Annotated in this window: 13 protein-coding genes and 1 pseudogene; 7 read left to right on the plus strand and 7 right to left on the minus strand. The window is 71.0% G+C overall.

The window, feature by feature from the left end:
• Nucleotides 1-39: 39 nt before the first annotated feature.
• Nucleotides 40-3177 carry an efflux RND transporter permease subunit gene (locus tag F1D61_RS03880; RefSeq protein WP_203156593.1) on the minus strand — a complete coding sequence of 1046 codons (3138 nt, stop codon included), beginning with the start codon at nucleotides 3175-3177 and terminating at the stop codon, nucleotides 40-42.
• Nucleotides 3178-3184: 7 nt separating this feature from the next.
• Nucleotides 3185-4546: an efflux RND transporter periplasmic adaptor subunit gene (locus tag F1D61_RS03885; RefSeq protein WP_432443202.1), complete on the minus strand. Its 1362-nt coding sequence runs from the start codon at nucleotides 4544-4546 to the stop codon at nucleotides 3185-3187.
• Nucleotides 4547-4696: 150 nt separating this feature from the next.
• Between F1D61_RS03885 and F1D61_RS03890 the strand changes: the two are divergent.
• From F1D61_RS03890 to F1D61_RS33845, 3 genes and pseudogenes are all read left to right on the plus strand, one after another.
• Nucleotides 4697-5373 (plus strand): annotated as a pseudogene (locus F1D61_RS03890) (response regulator transcription factor).
• Between the two features lie 6 nt (nucleotides 5374-5379).
• Nucleotides 5380-5793, plus strand: coding sequence for a hypothetical protein (locus F1D61_RS33840; RefSeq protein WP_246775697.1), 414 nt, complete (start codon nucleotides 5380-5382; stop codon nucleotides 5791-5793).
• Between the two features lie 151 nt (nucleotides 5794-5944).
• On the plus strand, nucleotides 5945-6745 hold the full coding sequence (locus tag F1D61_RS33845) for a sensor histidine kinase (RefSeq protein WP_246775698.1): 801 nt from the start codon (nucleotides 5945-5947) through the stop codon (nucleotides 6743-6745).
• A 323-nt stretch (nucleotides 6746-7068) separates the two neighbouring features.
• On the opposite strand, the gene F1D61_RS03900 is transcribed toward F1D61_RS33845, so the two are convergent.
• Entirely contained in the window at nucleotides 7069-7701 is a 633-nt protein-coding gene (locus F1D61_RS03900; protein ID WP_203156594.1) for a DsbA family oxidoreductase, read from the minus strand.
• 203 nt (nucleotides 7702-7904) lie between these two features.
• On the opposite strand from F1D61_RS03900, the gene F1D61_RS03905 reads away from it, so the two are divergent.
• From F1D61_RS03905 to F1D61_RS03920, 4 genes are all read left to right on the plus strand, one after another.
• The gene (locus F1D61_RS03905) at nucleotides 7905-9230 is read left to right on the plus strand and encodes an MFS transporter (RefSeq protein WP_203156595.1); all 1326 of its coding nucleotides are present in this window, start codon (nucleotides 7905-7907) and stop codon (nucleotides 9228-9230) included.
• A gap of 445 nt (nucleotides 9231-9675) precedes the next feature.
• On the plus strand, nucleotides 9676-10602 hold the full coding sequence (gene nudC / locus F1D61_RS03910) for an NAD(+) diphosphatase (protein WP_203156596.1): 927 nt from the start codon (nucleotides 9676-9678) through the stop codon (nucleotides 10600-10602).
• A 3-nt stretch (nucleotides 10603-10605) separates the two neighbouring features.
• A complete protein-coding gene (locus F1D61_RS03915; RefSeq protein WP_203156597.1) occupies nucleotides 10606-11502 on the plus strand; it encodes a dihydrodipicolinate synthase family protein in 897 nt (298 codons plus the stop codon).
• A 62-nt stretch (nucleotides 11503-11564) separates the two neighbouring features.
• Nucleotides 11565-12362 carry an inositol monophosphatase family protein gene (locus F1D61_RS03920; protein WP_203156598.1) on the plus strand — a complete coding sequence of 266 codons (798 nt, stop codon included), beginning with the start codon at nucleotides 11565-11567 and terminating at the stop codon, nucleotides 12360-12362.
• A gap of 154 nt (nucleotides 12363-12516) precedes the next feature.
• On the opposite strand, the gene F1D61_RS03925 is transcribed toward F1D61_RS03920, so the two are convergent.
• The 4 genes from F1D61_RS03925 to F1D61_RS03940 all read right to left on the minus strand — a co-directional run bounded on the left by F1D61_RS03925 (nucleotide 12517) and on the right by F1D61_RS03940 (nucleotide 17323).
• Complete coding sequence (locus F1D61_RS03925; protein WP_203156599.1) at nucleotides 12517-12852, minus strand: DUF3325 domain-containing protein; 336 nt, start codon at nucleotides 12850-12852, stop codon at nucleotides 12517-12519.
• Nucleotides 12849-14402, minus strand: coding sequence for a PepSY-associated TM helix domain-containing protein (locus tag F1D61_RS03930; RefSeq protein ID WP_203156600.1), 1554 nt, complete (start codon nucleotides 14400-14402; stop codon nucleotides 12849-12851). The genes F1D61_RS03925 and F1D61_RS03930 overlap by 4 nt, the downstream gene beginning before the upstream one ends.
• 239 nt (nucleotides 14403-14641) lie before the next feature.
• A complete protein-coding gene (locus F1D61_RS03935) occupies nucleotides 14642-14950 on the minus strand; it encodes an iron transporter (RefSeq protein WP_203156601.1) in 309 nt (102 codons plus the stop codon).
• 9 nt (nucleotides 14951-14959) lie between these two features.
• The gene (locus F1D61_RS03940; RefSeq protein ID WP_203156602.1) at nucleotides 14960-17323 is read right to left on the minus strand and encodes a TonB-dependent siderophore receptor; all 2364 of its coding nucleotides are present in this window, start codon (nucleotides 17321-17323) and stop codon (nucleotides 14960-14962) included.
• Between the last annotated feature and the right edge of the window lie 859 nt (nucleotides 17324-18182).

Here is an 18182-nt window from a genome sequence, read left to right on the forward strand (position 1 = left end):
GAGACCGCCCTGCCCGCGACAGGGCGGACAGGGCGGCGATCAGGCAGCACCGGATCGCGTCCCCTGCTTCGATCCGGCATCCGGGGGAGAAGCCTCCGTCGACGGGGGCCGGGCCCGCAACCGGAGCCGTGCGACGAGCGGGTAGAGCGCCGGCAGCACCACGAGCGTGAGCACCGTCGCCGTCACCAGGCCACCGATCACGACGGTCGCGAGCGGGCGCTGCACCTCCGCGCCCGCGCTGGTCGAGAGCGCCATCGGCAGGAAGCCGAGCGCGGCCACGAGGGCGGTCGTCATCACCGGGCGCAGGCGGCGCTCGGCCGCCTCGGTCGCGGCCTCGCGCGGGGAGAGGCCGGCGCGTTCGAGGTCGCGCAGGGTGCTCATCAGCACCACGCCGTTCAGCACCGCGATGCCGAAGGTGGCGATGAAGCCGATCGCCGCCGAGACCGAGAACGGCAGGCCGCGGGCGTAGAGCGCCAGGATGCCGCCGGTCGCCGCCACCGGCACGTTGAGGAAGATCAGCCCCGCCACCCGGATGTCGGAGAACAGCACCACCAGGATGACCAGGATCGCCGCGAGCGCCGCCGGCACCACCACGGCGAGGCGCGCGGTCGCCTCCTGCAGGTTCTGGAACTGGCCGCTCCAGACGAGCGAGTAGCGCGGCGGCAGGGTCACCTGCGCCTTCACGGCTGCCTGCGCCTCGGCGACGAAGCTCTGCACGTCGCGGCCGCGCACGTTGGCCTGGACCGAGATGCGGCGCTGCAGCCGCTCCCGGCTGATCTGGGCCGGGCCGGTCGCGACCTCGACCGAGGCGACGAGGGAGAGCGGCACGGTGGCCTTTCCCCGTCCGACGGGCAGGGCGCGCACCCGCTCGATGTCGGCGCGGTCGGCGCTCGCCAGCCGCACCACGATGTCGGTGATCGCGTTGTCGTCGCGGTAGACCGAGCCCGAGGGCCGCCCGCCGATCGCCTCGACGACGTCGAGGATGTCGCTGGCGCTCACCCCGTAGCGGGCGGCGGCCGCCCGGTCGATCGTGATCGACAGGGCCGGCATGCCGGCCTGCGACTCGGCCTTCACGTCGCTCGCGCCGGAAACCCCCGAGACCGCCCGCACGATGGCGTCGGCCTTGTCCTTGAGGGTGCCGAGGTCGTCGCCGTAGAGGCTGATCGCCACGTCGCCGCGCACGCCCTCGAGCAGGTCGTCCATCCGCATCTGGATCGGCTGCGAGAAGGCGTAGGCGACGCCCGGCACCTCCTGCCGCAGCCGCTCGCCGAACGCGGCGACGAGGCCGTCCTGGGTCGTGGCGGTGGTCCAGGTCGCGGGATCGGCGAGCGTGATGAAGCTGTCGGTCGATTCGACGCCCATCGGATCGGTCGGGATCTCGGCGCTGCCGGTGAGCGAGACCACGCGCTTCACCTCGGGAAACGACTTCAGCACCGCCTCGATCCGGCGCATGGTCTTGAGGGAGGCGTCGAGGTTGATGCCCGGCAGCTTCTCCGAGGTGACGACGATCGAGCCCTCGGAGAGCTTGGGCAGGAACTCGCCGCCGAGCCGGGTGGCGATGAGGCAGCTGCCGGCGAACAGCGCCAGCGTGACGAGGACCGTCGCCCCCGCCCGCCGCTCGGCGAAGAGCAGGACGGGCGTGTAGACCGAGCGCATGCCGTGGACGAGGCGGGTCTCGCGCTCGCCGATCCCGCGGCCCGACAGGACCAGGGCCGCGAGCGCTGGCATCAGCGTGAGCGTCAGGAGCAGCGAGCCGGCGAGCGCCAGGATCACCGTCAGCGCCATCGGCCGGAACATCTTGCCGGCGACGCCCTCCAGCGCCAGCACCGGCAGGTAGACCAGGATGATGATCGCCACCGCCACCATCACGGGCTTGGCCACATCCGCCGCGGCGTCGCGGATGACGGCGTGCGCCGGGCGCTCCGGGTGCTCGCCGCGGGCGCGCAGCACGTTCTCGATCATCACCACGGCGCCGTCGACGATGAGGCCGAAATCGATGGCGCCCAGGCTCATCAGGTTGCCCGAGAGGCCCAGCACCCGCATGCCCGCGAAGGCGAGCAGCATCGAGAGCGGGATCGCCACCGCCACCACCAGCCCGGCGCGCAGGTTGCCCAGAAGCAGGAGCAGCACCACGATCACCAGCACCGCCCCCTCGACGAGGTTGTGGGCGACCGTGTGGATCGTGCGCTCCACCAGGGCCGAGCGGTCGTAATAGGGCACGATCGCGATGCCGGGCGGCAGCAGCGGGCGCAGGTCCTCGATCGTCGCCTTCACCCGCTCGACGACCGCGCTGGCATTCTCGCCCTGCTGCATCATGGCGATGCCGACCACCGTCTCGCCGGCGGCGTCGCGCGTCACCGCGCCGAGGCGGACCTTGGGCGCCTCCACCACCTCGCCGAGGCTCGCGACCGTCACCGGCACGCCGCCGGGATTCGTCGCCACCACGATCCGGGCGATGTCGTCGGGACCCGTCGCGAGGCCTAAGCCCCGGATCACCTCCTGCTGGTCGTTGTGCTCGAGATAGGCGCCGCCCCGGGCCAAATTATTCTCGGCCAGCGCCGTGTAGACCTGGCTCAGGCTGACGCCGTAGCGCTGCAGGCTCTCGGCCGAGACCCGGACCTCGTAGGTCGGCAGCTGGCCGCCATAGATGTTCACGTCGGCGATGCCGGGCGTGAGCTTGAGCCGCGGCGCGATCGTCCATTGCAGCAGGCGCTTCAGCTCCATCGGCGAATAGGCCGGCCCGCGCAGCTCGAACTGGTAGATCTCGCCCAGGCCCGTCGCCATCGGCCCCAGTTGCGGGTCGCCGATGCCGGCGGGCATCATCGCCTTGGCCTGGGGCAGGCGCTGGAAGACCTGGGCGCGCGCCTCGGTGATCGGCATCGCCTCGTCGAAGGTGACGTACACCGCCGAGACGCCGAAGCGCGAGGTCGAGCGGATGCCGGTCAGCCCCGGCGCGCCCGCCATCGCGCTCTCGACGGGAAAGCTCACCAGCCGCTCGACCTCGAGCGGCCCGAGCCCGGGCGAGAGCGTCAGGATCATCACCTGCTTGGGCGAGATGTCCGGCACCGCGTCGATCGACAGGCCCCGGAGGTTGACGATGCCGCCGCCGGCCGCGGCGAGCGCCACCACCAGGACGAGCCAGCGGCGGCGGATCAGGAGGGCGAACCAGGCCTTCATCGCGCCCTCAATCCGTCGAGCCGAGGAGGCTGCGCAGCAGGATCGCCTTGAGGCCGAAGCTGCCTTGCGTCGCCACCGTCTCGCCGGGGGAGACGCCCTTCGTCACCTCGACCCAGTCGGCCCGCTGCACCCCGAGGGCCAGCGCCCGCTTCTCGAACCGGTCGTCGCCCGTGCGCACGAAGGCCACCGGGCCGTCCTCGGTCTGCTGCATGGCGGAGGCCGGGATCGTCGTGCCCTCGCGCCCGAGATCGGCGGCGATCTCGACCGAGACGAACATGTTGGCCCGCAGGCTCCCCTCCGGGTTGGCGACCTCGATCCGGGCCGGGGCGGTGTTGGTGGCCGGATCGATCGCGGCGTTGACCGAGCGGACCCGGCCCTCGAAGACCGGATGATCGGGCACCGGCGCCCGGATGGCGGCGGCGTCGCCCGCCTTCACCGCCGCGATGTCGCGGCCGTAGAGGTTCGCCAGCACCTGGATCCGCGACGGATCGGCCACCGTGAAGGCGTCGCGCCCGGTATCGACCACCTCGCCCAGGGTGATGCCGCCTGCCGTCACCACGCCGTCGATCGGCGAGACGATGGCGCTGGTGCCGGCCGGCGCGCCGGGCTCCGGCGCGAGGCGGGCGACCTGCGCCGAGTAGAGGTCGACCCGGGCCTTCGCCGCCAGCGTCGCGGCATGGGCCTTGGCGAGATCGACCTGGCGGCGGTCGACGTCGGCCTGGGCCACGCCCATCACCTTGAGCAGGTCCTGGCCGCGCCTCAGGTTGAGGTCGGCGACCTTCTCGGTCGCCTGCGCCTCGGCGAGGCTCGCCTGGGCCTCCGCCAGGCCGTTGCGGGCCTCGAGGAGGCCTGCGGCGTCGAGGGTGGCGAGGGTCTGGCCGGCCCGCACGGGATCGCCCGGCTGCACCGCGAGGGTGAGCACGCGGCCGGCGGTGCGGGGCTTCAGGTGGGTGACGCGGCGCTCGTCGAAGACGACGGTGCCGGGCGACCGCACGGTCAGGACGATGCGGCGGGTCTCGGCCGTCCCGAAGGCGAGGCCGATCCGTGTCCGGCCGTCCGCGTCGAGGGTCACGAGGTTCGGGTCGGCCGGAGCCGGGCTCTCCTCCGCGACGGGGGCGGGGGCGGGGGCCGCGAGGCCGAGCCGGGCCAGGACCGGGGCGAGGACCGGGGCGAGGACCGCCTCGGCCGCGTCGCGCCCGTACCAGCCGGCGCCCGCGAGGGCGACCAGGACGACGAGGAGCGCCGGGCCGCGCCACGGCGGCCGTCCGCCCGGGCGCGACTGCCGGACGGCCGGAATCTCGGTCTGACGCTTGTGCGGGCGCGCCTCGCTCTCGGCGACGCGCGCGACGGTCTCGACGGCCAGGAGCACGGCCCCACTCACCCTGCTGGATTGGAATCGTTCCAACACCTATGCGCGCCGCGGCACCTCGCCACTAAATTCGCGTTCATGCCGCCGTTTCCGCCGGGACGGGAGGCGCGATCCGGTCCACAAGCCGTTTCGTCGAGCAGGGATGACGACGTGGCGAAGCTGCTGCTGATCGAGGACGACGCCGCGACGGCGGAGGAGATCCTGGGCGACCTGCGCGGGCGCGGGCACGCGGTCGCCTGGGCGGCGACCGGGCCGGAGGGGGCGGAGCGCGCCGGGGGGAGGCGTGGGACGCGATCCTCCTCGACCGGATGCTCCCGGGGCTCGACGGCCTGACCCTGCTGCAATCCTTGCGCGGCGCCGGCGACCGCACGCCGGCCCTGGTGCTCTCGGCCCTCGCAGACGTCGACGAGCGCATCCGCGGCTTGCGGGCGGGGGGCGACGACTACCTCGCCAAGCCCTTCGTGCTGGCCGAGCTCGCGGCGCGGATCGAGGCGCTCCTGCGCCGCCCGGCCGACACCCGCGAGACGATCCTGCGGGTCGGCAGCCTGGAGATCGACCTGATCGGCGGGACCGGCCGGCGCGGCAGCCGCGACCTCGACCTGCTGCCGCGGGAACTTACCCTGCTCGAATACCTGATGCGCCGCCCCGGCCAGGTCGTGACCCGGGCGCTGCTGTTCGAGGAGGTGTGGAACTACCGCTTCACCCCGAAATCGAACCTCATCGACGTCCATCTCGGCCGCCTGCGCCGCAAGCTGGAGGCGGCCGGCGAGCCGCCGGTGATCCACAGCGTGCGCGGCATCGGCGTCACGCTGATCCCCGACGATTGAACCGCGATGACCGACCTTCTCCGGTCCACCACCTTCCGCTGGGCGCTCGGCATCGCCCTGTGGTCGGCGCTGCTGGCGCTGGCGATGTTCGGCTTCGTCTACTGGCAGACGGCGGCGTTCCTGCGCGAGGAACTGGCCGAGACCCTGCGTCTCGAAGTGCGGGCCGCCGCCGAGGACCCGGCCGGCGCGGTCGCCCGGGTCGAGACCTGGATCGCCATGGACCGCCACGCCACCCATTACGGGGGGTGTACGGGCCGGGCGGGGCGCGGAGGGCCGGCAACCTCGTCGCCCTGCCGCCCGGGCTTGCCCGCGACGGCGACGCCGCCCGGGTCGGCGCGACGATCGAGACGACGGACGGGCCGCTGTCCGACGAGATCTGGGCGACCGCGCTCGCGCTCCCCGACGGCGGCACGGTCGTGATCGGCCACGACACCGACGAGATCGACCGGGTGCGGGCGACGACCCTGCGGGCCCTGGGGCTCGGCCTGGTTCCGGCCCTCGTCCTGTCGGGCCTCGGGGCCTCGTCCTCGCGAGCCGCGCCCGGCGGCGCCTCGCGGCGACGGAAGCGGCCTTGTCCGAGATCCGGCGCGGCGATCTCGGCCGGCGCCTGCCGGTCGGGACGCGGGGCGACGAGTTCGACCGGCTGGCCCGCGACGTCAACCGGATGCTCGACGAGATCGAGCGCCTGCTGAAGGAGGTCCGCAGCGTCGGCGATGCGGTGGCGCACGATCTGCGCACGCCGCTGACCCGGCTGCGGGCGCGGCTGGAGCGCAGCCGCGAGCAGGCCGGCACGGTGGAGGAGTTCCGCGACGCGATCGACCAGGGGCTCGCCTGGATCGACCAGACCCTCGCGATGGTCACCGCCGTCCTGCGCATCGGTGAGATCGAGCATGGACGCCGCTCCGCCGGCTTCGCGGCCGTCGATCTCGCGACCCTGGTGCGCGAGGCCGCGGAACTCTTCGAGCCGCTCGCCGAGGATGGCGGCGTCTCGCTGTCGGTCGCCGTCGCGCCCGGCCTGCCGTCGGTCCGGGGCGACCGCGATCTCCTGTTCGAGGCGGTCGCGAACCTGGTCGACAATGCCGTGAAGTTCACGCCTCCGGGCGGCGCCGTGCGGGTCGGGCTCGAACCGGCGGAGACCGGCTGCACGATCGTCGTCGAGGATACGGGCCCCGGTATCCCGACGGAGGCGCTGGCCATGATCTTCCGGCACTTCTACCGCGCCGACCAGGCCCGCCGGACGCCCGGCAACGGCCTCGGGCTCGGGCTGGTGAAGGCGATCGCCGACATGCACGGATTCCGGGTGGAGGCACGGAACGTCGCGACTGGGGGCGCACGCTTCACCATCCTCTGCCCGCGGCAGGACTTCAGCTGACGGGCGCCATCTGTCTCAGAGCCTGTTTGATCGACTCAGGCACTTACTCCCACACACGACCTCATCCTGAGGTGTCGGTCGATTGAAAATCGACTGACCTCGAAGGAGGGCTCCAGGGATCGCGAAGATTTCTGGAGCCCTCCTTCGAGGCTCCTTACGGTCGCACCTCAGGATGAGGTGGAAGGATAGGATATCCCATGGTCCCTTTCGGCTTTGGTCAAGCCGATCCGCTCTGGTTCGACGACCCGGCGCTTCGGCATCCCGGGCCGTCGGCGTGACGGCGTCTCCCGGTGTGCTCCGTCCGTATCGCCCCGGGGCCACCGTCAGCCGTCGTGCCGGGCCCGAAGCGCCGCGACCCACTGCTCGGTCGGCTGCGCGCCCGAGATCGCCCATTTGCGGTCGACGATGAAGAACGGCACGCCCGCGACCTGCATCCCGGCCGCCTGCCCCTCGAGGGCCTCGACGAACTGCCGCAGCTCGTCGTTGCCGAGCGCGTCGTCGACGATGTCGCGGGCGAGCCCGGCCGCGAGGCCGATCTCGCGCAGGACCTCGGGATCGCCGACATCCCGGCCCTCCTCGAAATAGGCGCGGAACAGGGCGTCCACGACCGGGTCGGCCCGTGCGTGCCGCCCTGCTGCCGCGATGAGCATGTGGGCGCGTCGCGTGCTCGGCGTCCGCGTCATCCTGTCGAACGCGAAGCCGATGCCCTCCTGCCGCCCGAGTTCGGCCATCTGCGCGTCGAGCCGTTCGCTGCGCTCGGCCCCGAACTTGCGGGCGCGGTAGAGCGAACGCTCCATGCCGTCCGCCGGCATGGCGGGGTTCAACTCGAAGGGCAGCCATTCGATCGTAGCGCTCCCGCGCAGGCCGAGCTGGTCGAGGGCGCGTTCGAGCCGGCGCTTGCCGACGTAGCACCATGGGCAGATCACGTCGGAGAACACGGAGATGGTCGGCGGCATGGCGCTCCTCCTGATCGTCCACGGCATGGCCGATCGCGATCCCGGGCGCCAGCCCCGCCGGGCCGGCTCGCCCGCGCTCCGGCCCGGCGCCTCATCTTCCTGGCGATGGAGGCGGCTTCGGACTCCCCTTACCGCCCCTGTCTCTGATACGGAGCGGCGAGAGCTGCGGCTCCGCAAAACACCCCTAGGGCAGGAAAACTACCGTGGAAGAGATCGAAACCAGGACGATCCGCAAGGTGATGTGGCGGCTGATGCCGTTCCTCGTCGTCTGTTACTTCGTCGCCTACCTCGACCGGGTCAATGTCGGCTTCGCCAAGCTGCAGATGAACGCGGCCCTCGGGCTGTCGGAAGCCGCCTACGGCTTCGGTGCCGGGCTGTTCTTCATCGCCTACTTCTTGCTCGAGGTGCCGTCGAACCTGGCGCTGGACAAGTTCGGCGCCCGCCTCTGGATCGCCCGCATCATGTTCAGCTGGGGCCTGATCTCGGCCCTGTTCGCCTTCATCCAGCCGATCTCGCACGCGACCGGGATCTCCAACGAATATGTATTCTTCATCTTGCGCTTCCTGCTCGGAATCGCCGAGGCGGGGTTCTTTCCCGGCATCATCTTCTATCTGACGCTGTGGTTCCCCTCGGTCTATCGCGCCCGCGTCGTGGCGATGTTCATGCTGGCGATCCCGTTCTCGTCGATCGTCGGCGCGCCGGTCTCCGGCGCCCTCCTGAACATCACCGGCGGCGGCCTCGACGGCTGGCAGTGGCTGTTCATCCTCGAGGCGCTGCCCTCGATCGCGATGGCCTTCGTGGTGGTCTTCTACCTCACCGACCGGCCGGGCCAGGCGAAGTGGCTGGCCAATGATGAGAAGGCGTGGCTCGAGACGCGCCTCGAGACCGAGCGCAAGCAGAAGGTCGCGGTTGAGCACCTGAGCATCGGCAAGGCCTTGTCCGATCCGCGGGTGCTGGCCTGCTCGTTCGTGTATTTCTGCCTCAACGCGGCGAGCTACGGGGTGGCGTTCTTCCTGCCGACCATCGTCAAGGGCTTCGGCGTCAGCAACTTCCAGACCGGCCTGCTCTCGGCGCTGCCCTTCGTGTTCGGGGCGGTCGGGATGGTGCTGCTCGGCCGCAGCTCCGACCGGACGCTGAAGCGCCGCGAGCACGTTTGCTTCGCCATGATCGTCGCGGCCATCGGCGTCGCCGGGGCCGGGCTGGTGTCGAGCCCCGTCCTGATCCTCGGGCTGCTCTGCCTGAGCCAGATCGGCGTGTCGGCGACCCCGCCGCTGCTGTGGCCGATCCCGAGCGCCTTCCTCACCGGCACCTCGGCCGCCGCCGGCATCGCGGCGATCAACTCGATCGGCAACCTGTCGGGCTTCGCCGGTCCCTACGTGATGGGCTACCTCAAGGACCTGACCGGCACCTTCACCGCCGGCCTGCTGGTCCTCGGCGCCGTCACCCTCGCGGGCGGCATCGTGGCGATGACCCTGAAGGTCAGCCGCGACCTGGAGACCTCGGCCACCAGGGCGGCCGCGGCGAAGTAACACCCACGGTCGACAGAAAACGACCTCCGGTTCCCATCCCGGATCGTCGTCGAGCCTCCGGCTCGGCGTCGATGATTCGGGATGGGTCGATGGCTCGATGCGTCGGCATCTCGGGCCATGGGTATCGGAATGCTTCCGCGCCGCCGGACGGATTGGTCCGGCGGCGCGGCAGGCGTGACCCGTCATGCCTTGTGGTGGATCGACTGGACCCCCGCGATGCGTCCGGGGCAACCCGCTCCCCCGGCCCACCGCCTTGCTTTTGCATCATTTTGCCTGCCCATGCTGCCCACGACGCGAGGGGCCGCGCCGGGCTTCCGCACGACGATGCGAAATCCGGAAGATCACTTCCGGATTTCGCATCGAAGCCCGCGCGGCGCCCGAGCGAAGCCGAAATCCGCATTGCGAAGCAATCCGTCGGATTTCATATGATGCATGAGGTCCGATCTTGACCGCTTCCTCGCCCGCCTCCCTGGATCGCCTCGGCTACGCCCGGAGCCTGCTCGAGCGCCATTCCGCCGAGCGCAGCGGCCCGACCCCGACGCTGGCGGACACGCCCGATGCGAGCCTGCTCCTGTTCTGCGGCGACGTGCCGGTGCTGCGGGTGAGGGAGGGCGGCGCCACCTGCCTGCTCGACCCGGCCGATGCGGCCCGGGCCGGGGCGCCGGCGCCCGAACTCTTCCTCGGCCGGGTCGGCGGGCGCCCGGCCTTCGCGGGGGCGCTGCCGGCCGATGCGGCGGCGCTCTTTTCAGACGATCCGGGCTACCGGGTGCTCGATGCCCGCTCGGTCGCCGTCGAGGGCGCGGTGCCGGCGCCCGAGATGGGGGTGCTCGCCACCGCGAAGTCGCTGCTGGGCTGGCACGCCCGCCACGGTTTCTGCGCCAATTGCGGCAACGCCACCACGCTCTCCTGCGGCGGCTTCCGGCGCGACTGCGCGAGTTGCGGCACCGAGCATTTCCCCCGCACCGATCCCGTGGTGATCATGCTGGTGACGCATGGCGATCGCTGCCTGCTCGGCCGCCAGGCCCGGTTCCTGCCGGGCGTCTATTCCTGCCTCGCGGGCTTCCTCGAGCCCGGCGAGACCATCGAGGATGCGGTGCGGCGCGAGACCTTCGAGGAGGCCGGGGTGCGGGTCGGCGCCGTGCGCTACCACCTCTCGCAGCCCTGGCCGTTCCCGTCCTCGCTGATGATCGGCTGCGAGGGCGAGGCCGAGGGCGACGCCCTGGTGCTCGACCGGACCGAGCTGGAGGATGCCCGCTGGTTCACCCGCGACGAGGTGCGGCTGATGCTGGAGCGCACCCACCCCGACGGCCTGATGACCCCGCCGCCGATGGCGATCGCCCATGCCCTGGTCCGCACCTTCGCGGAGCGCTGAGACATGGCGCGGTTCCACGGCATCATCCCCTATCTCGTCACCCCGCTCGATGCCGAGGGGCGGGTCGAGGCCGGGGTGATGGCCTCGCTCTGCGACGACCTGATCGCCGCCGGCATCCACGGCCTGACGCCGCTCGGCTCGACCGGCGAGTTCGCCTATCTCGACGAGGCGCAGAAGCGCGAGACCGTGGCGGCGGTGGTGGCCGCCGCCGGGGGCCGGGTGCCGGTCCTGCCCGGCGTCGCCTCGACGGCGATCCGCGGCGCGGTCGCGCAGGCGAAGGCCTGCCGGGCGGCGGGGGCGGACGGGATCGTGCTGATCCTCGACGCCTACTTCCCGCTGACGGAGGCGGAGGTCGAGCGCTACTTCCTGTCTGTAGCCGACGCCACCGACCTGCCGATCATCCTCTACACCAACCCGAACTTCCAGCGCGCCGACCTCTCGGTCGCCTCGATCGCGCGGCTCGCCCGGCACCCGAACATCGTCGGCATCAAGGACGCCTCGACCAATACCGGGCGGCTGCTCTCGATCCTCAATCGCGTCGGCGACGACCTCGACGTCTTCGCCGCCTCCTCGCACATCGCCGCGAGCGTGATGATGCTCGGCGGCAAGGGCTGGTTTGCGGGGCCGGCCTGCGTCATCCCGCGGGACTGCCTGGCACTCTACCGGTTGTGCCGGGAGGAGCGGTGGACGGAGGCGGTGGCGTTGCAGAAGCGGGTCTGGGCCTTCAACGAGGTGTTTGCCCGCTACAACCTCGCGGCCTGCGTCAAGGCGGCGCTCCAGATGCAGGGCTACGCCGTCGGCAATCCGGTGCCGCCCCAGAGCCCGGCCTCGCCGGAGGCGCGCACGGCCATCGCGGCGGCGCTTGCCGCGGTGAGTGACGGCCCGCCGTCGCATCCTTGAGATCTTTGCCTGACATCACCGGCCGTGCAGGACGGCCGCATTCCCCTGTCGAAGGACCGATCATGACCATCGATGCCGCCCGTGCGCGCTACGACGCCGCCCTCGCCATCGCCCGCGCCGCCGGCGAGACCGCCCTCGGGTTCTTCCATGCCCGCGACGAACTGGTGATCGAGCAGAAGAGCGATGCCCAGGATCTCGTCTCGCAGGCCGACCGCGAGGTCGAATTGCTGATCCGCGCCCGCATCGCCGAGGCCTTCCCGGAGGACGGCGTGATCGGCGAGGAGCACGCCCCGGTCCCGAGCCGGTCGGGCTATACCTGGGTGGTCGATCCGATCGACGGCACCAGCCCGTTCCTCAACGGCCAGCCGAACTGGTGCGTGTCGATCGGCATCCGCGGGCCCGAGGGGCTGGTGGTCGGCGTGATCGAGGCGCCGGTCCTGCGCGAGACCTATGCCGGGTTGGCGGGGCAGGGGGCGTCCGTCAACGGCCGGCCCCTGCGGGTCGATCCCGCGGCGGTGCTGACCTCCGCCAATATCGGCTTCGGCGCCACCCAGAAGACCCCCGCGGCGGAAGCCGCCGCCTTCGTGCGCGGCCTCTACGACGAGGGCGGGGTGCTGTTCCGCAACGGCTCGGGCGCCCTGATGCTGGCCTACGTCGCCGCCGGGCGGCTCGCCGGCTACTACGATCCCGGCCTCAACGCCTGGGACTGCTATGCCGGTTTGCTCCTGGTGCGCGAGGCCGGCGGCGTCGCCGAGTATCTCGGCTCCGACGACATGCTCACCGGCGGGCTGCTCTATTCCGGCACGCCCGCGGTGGTGGCGGATCTGCGCCGGCTGGGGGAGGCGTCGCGGCGGGGGTGAGGGACGGGCGCCAGGCCTGTTCGAGCGGGCCGGCGGAAATGAATCCCTCGATGTCATCCCGGGTTCCGCTTTCGCGGCCCCGGGATGACATCGAGGGTTTCAGAGCCGTCAGCTTGTGTACGGGATCGATCGGCGCAACCGCTCAATCAGGCCCTCAGGTCAGCGACCCGAGCGCCACGGCAAGCGCCACCGCCGCCGCGAGCGGCGCCATCCAGAGCAGCGCCCGTGGCCGGTACGACTGGACGACGACCAGGAGAAGACCCGCCCCGATCAGCGATCCGAGCCAATGGACGGGTCCGAAATTCCAGCCGTCGAGGCGGATCGCCGCGGCCAGCGACAGGCCGATCAGCGCCCAGCCGGCGATGCGCAAGGCGAGTACGCGCCTGCGGTCGGGCGGGCCCGCCCACAGGGCCTGGTGGTGCCGGGCCATGCTGAGGCACAGCGCGGTGAGCCCGAGGAAGCCGAGGCCGGATCCGATCAGCAGCGTCATGCCCGCCCCATCTGCGGCACCGGCCCGTCCGCCATCCGCCGCGCCCGTCGCGGTGCGGAAAAGCGCGCGACCTTGTGCGAGACGAGGGCGAAGCCGGCGGCGAGCGCCAGCAGGGCGGCGTCGAAGCCGAGGAACCAGGCCGGATCGTCCCAGAGCGTCCGGGCGGTGGCGATGTCGGCGAGCACCACCGCGACGAACAGGCACGCCACGAGGCCGAGCGCCCCGCGCCAGGCTTGACGCGGCGCCGGCCACGCCCCGGCGAGCGCCACCGCGATCCAGGCGGCGAAGAATACACGCACCTCCCACTCGGCGCGGCCCCCGAGATCGAGGGGCAGGAGCCGGTTGGCGAGGAAGTAGGCGGCGATTCCGGCCGGCAGGCCCGCGATGGTGCCGAGGTTGAGCGCCTGGACGAGGCGCCAGCCGGGCCCCGCCGCGGCCCCGGCCTTCGGCAGCCGCGCCACATTCCACAGCACCAGGCCGGTCCCCACCATGGCGCAGCCCATCAGCCCGCACAGGAAGAACAGCACCCGCAATGCCGCCCCGGCGAAATGCGCCTCGTGCAGGCCGACCATCGTGGTGAAGGTCTTGGCGGCCGGGCGCAGACCCCCGGACAGCACCTCGACCACCGCGCCGCTCGTGCCCGCGAAGGCGACCTGCGGGTGCTCGTGCGAGAGGCCGTGCGGCTCCTCGAACACCGCCACCACGGTGGAATTCGCGTCGCGCGGGTTGGCGATGGTGAGCCGCTCCAGTTTTTCCGGAACGGTCGCCAGGGCCTTCGCCACCATCGGCCCGACCGGGGCGAGGGTGCCGGGCTCGCCCGCGGGCGGGCGGGCCTTCGTGATCTGGCCGGTCTCGGCGTAATAGGCGAAGGCATCGCCCTTGTAGGCCGTCGTGACGCCCCAGGGCATGTACATCACCGCCAGGGTGACCACGCCCGTATAGGTGATCATCAGGTGGAACGGCAGCGCCAGCACGCCGCTGACGTTGTGGGCATCGAGCCAGCCGCGCTGCGCCGCCTTGTCCCGGCGCAGGGTGAAGAAATCGGAGACGATGCGCCGGTGGGTGACGATGCCGCTCACCAGCGCCACCAGCATCACCATCGCGCAGATCCCGACGATCCAGCGGCCCCAGAGCGGGGGTAGATTCAGCTCGAAGTGGAAGCGGTAGAAGAACTCTCCGCCACGGGTCGCCCGCAGCGCGGCGGGCGCGCCGGTCTGCGGATCGAGGAGGACGTGGCCCGGCGGCGTGCCGGGCGCGTTGCGCCAGAAGAGTTCGACGAGGGGCCGCTCCGGCGTCGGCAGGCCGACGAACCACGTCCGCGCGTGCCCGGCATGGGCTTGCAGGTGCGCCACCGCGAGGTCGGCCGAGGCCGCGAGCGTTTCGGGCCCGATCGTGGCGTGCCGCGTCAGCTCCGGCTGCATCCAGCGCGAGATCTCGGCCCGGTAATAGGTCGCGGTGCCGGTGACGAACACGGCGAACAGCACCCAGCCGACGATCAGGCCGGACCACGTGTGCAGCCAGGCCATGGACTGGCGAAAACCCTGCTTCATGGCGCAAGTCTCGGGCTGTTCTCGATCGGAGCAAAACTATTCAGGTGTCTCTGTTCGATCCAACCCGCGACCTCATCCTGAGGTGCGGACGATCGATGATCGCTGAGCCTCGAAGGAGGGCTCGAGAGATCGCTGCGCCTCCTGGAGCCCTCCTTCGAGGTCAGTCCATCTTCGATGGACTGACACCTCAGGATGAGGTCGCGGGTGGGAGAGACGGGGACATCCATGGGCGCGGGCTCTCAGGGTGCGTGTCCGAGCGGGAAGAGCCCGATGACGGCGAGGAGAGCCACGCCGAGCAGACAAGCGATCCCGCCGACGATCGCGGCGGCCCGCCCGAGCGAGCGGGCCGCGAAGACGACGACCACGATGCCCACCATGATGGCGAAGCTCGCGAGCGTCGCCGTCGTCACGGCCTCCGCCCGGGGCATCGGCAGGATCAGGGAGAGGAGGGCGGTCGCGAGGCCTGCGACCCCGTAGCCGCCGCCTGCCGCGAGGACGACGCGTGCGGCCACCGCGGCCCGGTCCGAGAGCGTGGGTGAGCGGGTCATCTCGCCCCCTTACCAGCGGTAACGCAGGGTCGCATAGACCGTGCGCGGCAGGCCGTAGAAGCAGCTCGCGTAGGAGAAGCAGCCGGTCACGGTGCGGTCGTCGAGGAGGTTCTGGGCGTTGACCTGGAGGTCGAAGCCGGTGAGCGTCGGGCTCAGGTGCTTGAGGTCGTAGCGCGCCACCGCGTCGACCAGCACGGCTTCCGGCACCCGGAAGGTGTTGGCCGGGTCGCCCCAGGAGCCGCCGAGATAGCGAAAACCGCCGCCGAGGCTCAGGCCCAGGAGCGGGCCGGACTGGAACGTGTAATCGACGAACAGCGAGGCGGTGCGGTCCGGCACCTGGACCGGGCGCAGGCCCACGATCGGCACGTTCCGGCCGGTGACTTGGTTGAGGGTCGTGTTGGTGTCGCGGGTGTTGCGCACGTCGAGGAAGGACACGCCGCCGACGAGGTTCAGCCCCTCGGCCAGCGTCGCGCGGGCCTCGAACTCGACGCCCTGCACGCCGATCTCGCCGGTCTGGAGGCTGAAGGTCGGGCCGTTCACCGGGTCCGGCGTCAGGGTGTTCGAGCGCTTGATGTCGAAGGCGGCGGCCGTGAGCAGGATGTCGGTGCCCGGCGGCTGGTATTTGATGCCGGCCTCGTATTGCCGGCTTGAGATCGGGTCCGGGATGCGCCCGGTCGTACCGAAGGCCGGGTCGTAGATGCGCCCGCTCGCGATCGGCTCGAACGCCTCGCTGTAGGAGACGTAAGGCGCCACCCCGCCGTCGAAGCGGTAGAGCAGGCTCGCCCGGTAGGTGAACGCGTCGGAGGGCACGTCCTGGAACGTGACGGCGCCGGTGGCGAGCGTCCGGGTCGGCCCGTTGGTCCGCGCCGTGTCGTAGCGCCCGCCCAGCGTCAGGACCAGGCGGTCGATCTTGATCTGGTCCTGGAGATAGACGCCGGTCTGCTGCGCGGTGATGCGGGCATTGCTGGTGAAGCCCGGCACGGGAATGGTCATGTCGTAGTTCGGCGTCAGCGCATTGAGGTCGGGCGCGGCCGGGAAGGGCGTCGAGAGCGTGCGGGTCTTGATCGTCTGGTGGTCGACGCCGAACAGGGCGGTGTGGGCGAGGGGCCCGGTCTCGAACTTCGCCTCGACGTAATTGTCCATCGTGTAGGCGTCGATCGCTACGTCGGTGGCGATGCGCGAGCGGTTGATCAGCGGTCCCGTCGTCAGCGCCGTGGCCGGGAAGAGCGGGGTGTTGCCGCTGAAGGCGCCGTAGACGCTGCGGTACTGCCCTTCCGTCCGCAGGAAGCGGCCCGAGGAGTGGAAGCGGAAGGCGTCGTCGAAGCGGTGGTCGAGGATGTAGGTCGCCGCGGCTTGCGTGCGGTCGGACTGCTCGAAGTTGCGGTCGCCGTCGTAGAAATCGACCGGCAGGCGCCCGACGATGCCGTTGCCGAAATTGCGCGGGAACACCGTGCCGAAGGCCGGGAAGCCGCCGTAGAAGCCCGAGAACGGGTCGCGCTGGTAGAGGCCGAGCACCGTGAGCGAGGTGTCGGAGGAGGGGCGCCAGGTCAGGCTCGGCTGGATGAAGGCGCGCTCGACCCGGGTCGTCACCGCGGGCCCGTCGCCGTTCCACCCTAAGCCCGTCACCCGGTAGGCGAATTCCTCCGAGCCCGGAATCGTCGTCTCCGAGGTGATCGGCCCGCCGACGTCGAAGCCGCCGCGCACCTCGCTGAAGCCGCCGCCCTGGACGAAGACCTCGCCGTGGCGGACGAATTGCGGCATCTTCGACGTGAGGTTGACGATGCCGCCGGGGCCGGACTGGCCGTAGAGCACCGAGGCCGGGCCCTTGACGATGTCGATCCGCTCGATCCGGTAGGGATCGACCGACGGGAAGGCGTCGCGGGAGGTCGGCAGGCGCATCCCGTCGAGGAAGAGCGGCGCGGTGAAGCCGCGGATCGCGAACTGCTCCAGCCGGGTCCCGCCGGCGCCGCCGCGCTGCTCGGTGGTCACGCTCGGGCTGTAGCGCAGGGCCTGGTTGATGGTGAGCGCGTTCTGGTCCTCGATCTGCTCGCGGCCGATGACGGTGATCGACTGTGCGGTCTCGAGGATCGGGGTGTCGGTCTTGGTCGCCACCACGCTGCGCGCGGCGACGTAGCCGGGGACCGGCCCGCGCGCCCCACCCGGTTGCGTCCCGGCGGCGGTCGCCGCGACGGGACGGGCGGCGCCCGCGACGCTGATCGTCTCGAGGGCGATCTCGGCGGCGGTCCCGGCCCCCTGGCCGCGGGCTGCCACGATCACGCCGGACGACAGCACCACCCCCGACAGGAGCGACCGGGTCAGCCGGCGCCCCGCGCGCGAGAGGGGGGAGGCACGACGCGACGACGGAACGGGCATGACGAAATCCAGGACGAGCGGGAGCGCGGGCCGCGGCCAGCAACCCCGGAGGCAGAACGGAGGCGACTGCTGCTGGAAACCGAATGGCAAAATCGTCTGGTGCTAACAAGAACTATGTTTTTTAGCTATTACAATGAGAGTATCTGCGGGTTTCTGCCTGTCGACAATGCATGTGTTGACGGAAATCTTGATTCGTTCCGGGCAAGCTCCGGTCAAGTGCCCGAGAGAAGGGACATCGCCCGGAGCGCCGAGCGGCCGGCACGGGCGGATTCCCGACGCAGGGTCATGCGGGACTTCGCCCGGACCGGTTAATCCGAAAGACATAGGCGATGCCGCATCGGCGCGTATGGCCGGTCGCGGGGAGGCCCGGATGGTCGTTCAGGTCGAGAGATGACGCCCGGTGCAGCGATGCGTTGCATCCGATCCTCGCCTGTTGACGGGCGAGCCGCGATCGGTCCGATGATGCGCCCTGCCGGATCCGCATCGCCGAGCGCCCCTGCGCGTCCGCGGATTCGGCTCGACGGATTTCGCACCCGCCGTGTCATTCCGGGGCCGCGCAGCGGAGCCCGGAATCCAGACACTCGGGTGGGACAGGATGAAGCGGGACGAGATCCGCCTATTTTCCGATCTATCAGAGCTTGTTTGAGCGGGATTTTCTATAAATTATTTGAGTGAGGCGAGATAATCTCGTCCTCTGACCTCATCATGAGAGCCTGTTTGAGCAGGATTCCCACCCAAGACTTGAGGCGGGCTGGATCATCCTACCCGCTAACCTCATCCTGAGGTGCGAACGAAGTGAGCCTCGAAGGAGGGCTCCAGGGATCGCGGAGGCTTCTGGAGCCCTCCTTCGAGGTGTTAG

Origin of the sequence: Methylobacterium aquaticum (assembly GCF_016804325.1) — a bacterium.
GTDB lineage: Bacteria > Pseudomonadota > Alphaproteobacteria > Rhizobiales > Beijerinckiaceae > Methylobacterium > Methylobacterium aquaticum_C.